Origin of the sequence: Nocardia aobensis NBRC 100429, from assembly GCF_000308375.1 — a bacterium.
Classification (GTDB): Bacteria; Actinomycetota; Actinomycetes; order Mycobacteriales; family Mycobacteriaceae; genus Nocardia; species Nocardia aobensis.
In genome coordinates this window covers 1-5401 of sequence record NZ_BAFQ01000249.1, presented here as the reverse complement: position 1 = coordinate 5401, position 5401 = coordinate 1, and the positions used below count along the sequence as shown (strand labels likewise).

The following is a 5401-nucleotide window of genomic DNA, read 5'->3' as shown; positions in this document are numbered from 1 at the left end:
CGATCGCACGGTGGTGTTGCCGCAGCGGCGGTCACCACTGCCGCAGTAGGTAATACGCGGGTATTATGGTGGCTGCGTGGAGTACGCATGGTGGATCGGAATCCACTCGTTCCTGGATCGTGCCGAGGTGGCGCCCTGGGAGGTGATGGAGGTGCTGTATTCGTCGCGGCGCTGGCCGCGCCCGGCCCGCACCCCGGAAGGGCTGCCCGTCACCACCGTATGGGGCCGCACCGATGCGGGCCGTCCGCTGGTGGTGATGCTGCGGATGCGGCCGTCGCCGGAGTCGGCCGGCACCTGGGAGATCGTGATGGCCGCGCAGATGCGCCCGCAGCAGCTCGAGGAATACACCGCATGGGAGGCGAACCGATGACCGACAAGCACATCTTCGAACCGAAGCCCGGCGCCGACCCGCAGGCGGTCGTGGACGCCCTGGTGTTCGACGACACCGCCGCCGCACCCGCGCTGCCGCCGACCGGCGAGGAGATCGAACGCGGCATGGTCACCACCTCCCTGAAACTGCCGAAGGATCTGCGCGACCGGATCCGGGAGGCGGCCGCCGAACACTGCATCACCCCGTCGATGCTGATTCGCCAATACATCGAGATGGGGTTGCTCGCCGAACAACCCGGCCGCATGATCCCGCTCTCGGATGCGATCCGGGTGCTGAGCAGTCTGCGTCCCTCGGCCTGAGACGCGGGCAGTGCCCGTCAGCGGGCGGTCCCCTCAGTGTCCGAGGGCGTCGAGGTCGGTGGCGGCCCACAGGTCGTAGCCGTACCCGCCGGGCTCGGGCGGGCCGGGCACGATGCGGTGGGTGCGGGTGCCGTCGGGGCGGCGTTCGGCGCGCAGGAACAGATCACCCGGGTGCGCGTCGGCGTGGCGGGTGCGGGCGTAGTCGTGGAGGTGGGTGACGAACACGACCTTCACTGCGGCCTCGGTGAGCGCGCGCAGCAGCGGTCCGGCGATACGGCCGGCGTCGCGTTCGCCGGTGGAGGCGAACGCCTCGTTGCACAGCAGCATGCCGTGCGGCCCGATCCGGTCGACCACGGCGTTCATCCGGACCAGTTCGTCGGCGAGTTTGCCGTAGGACAGGGTGTGGTCCTCGTCGGCGGCGAAGTGGGTGAACACCCCGTCGCGGACGTCGGCGGCGAATTCCTCGGCGAGGACGAACATTCCGGCCTGCATCATCAGTTGCGCGGCGCCGAGGCTGCGCAGGAACGTGGATTTGCCGCCGTTGTTGGCGCCGGTGACGATCAGCAGCGATCGTCCGTCGGCGGCGAGGTCGCTACCCGTGACGGTCGCGGGGGAAGCGCCCAGGGCCAGGGTGATGTCGCGCAGCCCGCGGCAGCGCAGTCGCGGGGTGCCGGGTGGGTGGGGGTGTGGCAGGCAGTAGGGGATCGCGGTGCGGTCGAGGTGGTCTCGCAGGATCAGGCAGCCGAGGTAGAAGGCGGTTTCGTCGCGTAAGCGCAGGAAGAAGCCGTGCAACTCGTCGGCGGCTGCGGCTACCACGTCCGCGAGTTCGGCCAGCGCGTGATCCTTCAACTGCATCACCGGATCGGAGGTGAGGTCACCGTCGGCGATCGCGTCGAAAACGCCGGCGCCGCGCGATGATCCGAATCGTGTGCGGCGCGGCGGCGGTGGCCGGTGGACCACGACATCGGTGATCTTGTTGCCGGCGCCCAGGCCTGCTTCGAACTCGACTCCGTGGTCGAAGCGCAGCACGCTCAGCTCGTCGCGCACCGCTTGCAGGTAGGTGTCGTCGAACTGTTTCGTGGTCGCGATCAGGTCGGTCCAGCCCGCGGCGGTGACGCGGTCGCCGTCGCGTTCGAGCAGAGTGCGCAGTCGGCGCAGCAGTTCGAGTTGTTCGGTGAACGGTGGCAGCGCGAGCACCAGTGTGCCGTTGGCTCGCCGCCCGGCGGCCGATGTCCAGCGCCGCACCGCGGTCGCGGTGGTGGCGATGTCGTGGACGGCGCGCACGAGGTGCGGATTCGCGCAGCAGTCGGTGAGCACGTCGTGGCGGTGGGAGATCACCGCCGGATCGGCCGGGGCGGTGGCGATCACGGCCCGGACCGCGTCGGCGGCCGCCGGGTCGCTGTCGGCAATCGTGTCGAACAGCGCGGACAGGCCCAGATCCTCGACGGCGGTGTCGCCGAGCGCGGTGGGTGCGGGTGTGGTGTCGCCGGGGTAGAGCAGCCGGACCCTCATCGCGCCAGCCTCGCGGCCACCGCGTCGTAGCCGAGTCCGAAGCGGTCGGCGAGTTCGGTGGCGTAGGCGTGGCCGTCGGCGGGGCGGCGCACGATCCGGTAGCTGCGGTGCGCGCGGTCGTCCGGGTCGGTCAGTGCCACCATCGACACCACCTCCGGTCCAGCCTCGGCGAAGTCGTCGAAGAAGCTCACCCACACCCCCCACGCGCCGCGCCGCACGATGTGGGCCAGCACCTCGCCGGCGATGCGCACACCGTCGTGGGTGGTGGTCGTGGCGAAACTCTCGTTGAGCACGATCAGGGTGTCCGCGCTCGCGGTGCGCAGAATCTCGCGCATCGACCGCAGCTCCGCCAGCAGCCTTCCGTCCGGGTCGCCGGCGTGTTCGGCGCGTTCGAAGTGGGTGTGGATGCGATCGGGCAACGGCAGCCGCGCCGTGTGCGCGGGCACCGGGCCGCCGAGTGCGGCGAAGTACACCAGTTGCCCGATCGTGCGCGCGAAAGTCGTTTTGCCGCCCTGATTGGGGCCGGTCACCACCGCCAGCCGTTCCCCGCCCTCGAGCCGGAAATCGTTGCACACCACAGAGTTCGGAGAGCGCACAGTGAGGGCGAGGTCGTAGGCGCGATCGGCGTGGATCGGTTCGCCCGGTGCGGCGATCTCGGGCAGGCACACACTGCGCCCGGTTCCGGCGGCGCGGTGGGCGAAGCGGCGGTAGCGCAGATAGAACTGCATGCCTCGGTCGAAGTCGGCCACCTCGGGGGCGATGACATCGCGATGACGGGTGACGAATTCGGCCAGTCGCGCGAACGGCGCCGGATACCGGGCCGCGACCCGGTCGAGGATCTGTTCCTCGGTCTGGTTCATATCCGGCCACTGCGGTCGCGGGCGCGGGTCGTGGCGGTGGGGTGCGCCGAAGCGGGCGAGCAGCTGTGTCACGGCGGCGGTGTAGTCGGGGGCGGGACGGGCGGGGCTCACCTCGAGGGTGCGGTCGACGATCCGCAGCCGGTATCGCACCTGGGCCAGCGCGGCCTGCACGGTGTCGATGTCGTCGGCCAGGGCGCGCAGATCCGTACTCGCGCAATAGGTGTCGAGGTAGGTGCGCCACCGCAGCAGTGCCCGCGATCGCAGTGGCAGTCGTGCGGTCGCGGTGTGCAGCGCGGTCACCGCCGTCAGGTAGTCGGCGGCGGCGTCGAGGTGCAGGCGGTGGCGCTGATGGGGGTGATACAGCTCGCCCGCGACGCGCAGCCGGTGCCGCACCCGCCACATGGCGATCACAAATTCCTCTGCGGCGGAGTGGGTTTCGCCGTCGTCGAGGTCGGTGAACACTTCCTGGCGGAATCGGACGGTGTCGGGATCACGGACCGGGCGGCGCAGCAGGGCGGTGAGATCGTGGTCATCGGTCTCGCCGACGATGGCGGCGATCAGCGGTGCGATCTCCAGATCGGTCAGCGCGTCCTCGCCGATCTCGACGGAGGCCACGCGCTCGGCCGGTACCGGCCACAACACGCTGACGGTCTGCATTCCCCACCCACTTCCCACGCCGGCCGGATCGGATGAACGACCCGGTAGGGGGCTTTTCGGTCAGGCTAGCCACATCACTTACCGGCCGTCAAGTAATCACGACCGGCCCAGGCGAGGCCCCGGCAAAGTTGTACAGCCAACTACACAGTTAGCTTAGTAAATGGTACGGTGGAGTCATGTCCGGAAAGCCTGCGCCCACAGCCGCCGCGGTGGCGAGCGATCTGCGTGTCGCCGTCAGCCGGCTGCTGCGGCAGCTGCGTGCTCAGGCCGAGGGCAGCGACCTCACCAAATCCCAGAGCTCGGTCCTCATCCGCCTCGAACAGGGCGGGCCCGCCACGGCCACCCAGCTGGCTCATGCGGCGGGAATGCGCCCGCAATCGATGGCGAAAATCGTTCGCGCGCTGGAAGATGCGGGTCTCATCGCGGGCACACCCGATCCGGCCGACGGCCGCAAAACCGTCCTGGACCTGACCGATGCCGCCCGCGACGAATTCCGCACCGGCCGCCGCGCGAAAGAGGACTGGCTCACCCGCGTCATCGAGGCCGAATTCACCGACGCCGAAATCCGGCAACTCGCCGATGCGATCGAGCTGCTCGACCGCATCGGCCGCGCCGGCTGATCGAGCGCCCACAACCGAAATCCGCGACCCGGCCACCGGGCCCGCGCGTCCTCGCGCGCGCCGCACCCGGTGCTCCGAACTCGCCCGCCAGCAAAGGAATTCGTCATGCCCGTCACCACCGTGGACCCGGCCACCGCTCTCATCGTGATCGATTTGCAGCAGGGCATCGTCGGGCGGCCGCTGGCACATCCGGTGGAACCGGTGATCGCGCGGGCGGCCACGCTCGCCCAGGCCTTCCGTGACCGTGACCTGCCGGTTGTGCTGGTCAACGTCGCCGGTACCCCGCCGGGGCGCACCGACGCCGGCGCCACCACCATGACCGATCTGCCGCCGGACTGGACGGCCCTCATCCCGCAGATGCGGCCGCATCCGGGCGATATCCAGGTGACCAAGCACGCCCGCAGCGCCTTCGCCGGTACCGGGCTGGCCGACCGGTTGCGCGCCGACGGAGTCACCCAGGTGGTGGTCGTGGGCATCGCCACCGGCGCCGGTGTCGAATCGACCGCCCGCGACGCCCACGAACAGGGGTTCCACGTCACACTGCCCGTCGACGCGATGACCGATCCCGACGGCGGACGCCACGACCACAGCATCACCCACATCTTCGGCCGCATCGCCGAAACCGGCACCACCGACGACGTGCTACAGACATTGGCGGCCCGCTCGTGACAGCCGCCCCCGCCGATACCGCGCCCGTCCGCAGCGACCCGTTCACCGCCCGCTTCGTGGGGCCGCTGCTGCTGGGCTCGACCCTCAACCCGATCAACACCTCCACCATCGCCACCGCTCTCGTGGGCATCGGCGTCGACTTCCACCGGGGCCCCGGCACCACCGCCGTGCTCATCTCGGTGCTGTATCTGTGCAGCGCCGTCGCCCAGCCCACCATGGGCAAACTCGCCACCCTGTTCGGGCCGCGGCGCGTATTCACCAGCGGACTGATCATTCTGATCGCCGCCGGTGTGATCGGCGCCGCCGCACCGGCTTTCGGATTCCTGGTGGTGTCGCGGGCGCTCATCGGGATCGGCACCTCGGCGGCGTTTCCCACCGCGATGGCGCTGGTGC

General features: G+C 70.1%; 7 protein-coding genes. 5 read left to right on the top strand and 2 right to left on the bottom strand.

What is annotated here, in order from left to right; genetic code table 11:
- The first annotated feature begins 76 nt into the window (after positions 1 to 76).
- Together RJ03_RS27635 and RJ03_RS27630 are read left to right on the top strand one after the other, a co-directional pair.
- Positions 77 to 370, top strand: coding sequence for a hypothetical protein (locus RJ03_RS27635; protein ID WP_051025322.1), 294 nt, complete (start codon positions 77 to 79; stop codon positions 368 to 370).
- Entirely contained in the window at positions 367 to 690 is a 324-nt protein-coding gene (locus RJ03_RS27630; RefSeq protein WP_143860283.1) for a ribbon-helix-helix domain-containing protein, read from the top strand. The genes RJ03_RS27635 and RJ03_RS27630 overlap by 4 nt, the downstream gene beginning before the upstream one ends.
- Positions 691 to 723: 33 nt before the next feature.
- Here RJ03_RS27630 and RJ03_RS27625 read toward each other — a convergent pair whose 3' ends face one another.
- Both RJ03_RS27625 and RJ03_RS27620 read right to left on the bottom strand, forming a co-directional pair.
- A complete protein-coding gene (locus RJ03_RS27625; protein WP_036507706.1) occupies positions 724 to 2202 on the bottom strand; it encodes a MutS-related protein in 1479 nt (492 codons plus the stop codon).
- Positions 2199 to 3719, bottom strand: a complete 1521-nt coding sequence (locus RJ03_RS27620; RefSeq protein ID WP_036507703.1) for a MutS-related protein — start codon at positions 3717 to 3719, stop codon at positions 2199 to 2201. The genes RJ03_RS27625 and RJ03_RS27620 overlap by 4 nt, the downstream gene beginning before the upstream one ends.
- A 176-nt stretch (positions 3720 to 3895) precedes the next feature.
- On the opposite strand from RJ03_RS27620, the gene RJ03_RS27615 reads away from it, so the two are divergent.
- The 3 genes from RJ03_RS27615 to RJ03_RS27605 all read left to right on the top strand — a co-directional run.
- A complete protein-coding gene (locus RJ03_RS27615) occupies positions 3896 to 4339 on the top strand; it encodes a MarR family winged helix-turn-helix transcriptional regulator (protein ID WP_036507700.1) in 444 nt (147 codons plus the stop codon).
- A gap of 105 nt (positions 4340 to 4444) precedes the next feature.
- A complete protein-coding gene (locus tag RJ03_RS27610) occupies positions 4445 to 5008 on the top strand; it encodes a cysteine hydrolase family protein (protein WP_036507697.1) in 564 nt (187 codons plus the stop codon).
- A partial coding sequence (locus RJ03_RS27605) for an MFS transporter (RefSeq protein ID WP_036507695.1) occupies positions 5005 to 5401 on the top strand: 397 nt, incomplete at its 3' end. The genes RJ03_RS27610 and RJ03_RS27605, both read left to right, overlap by 4 nt.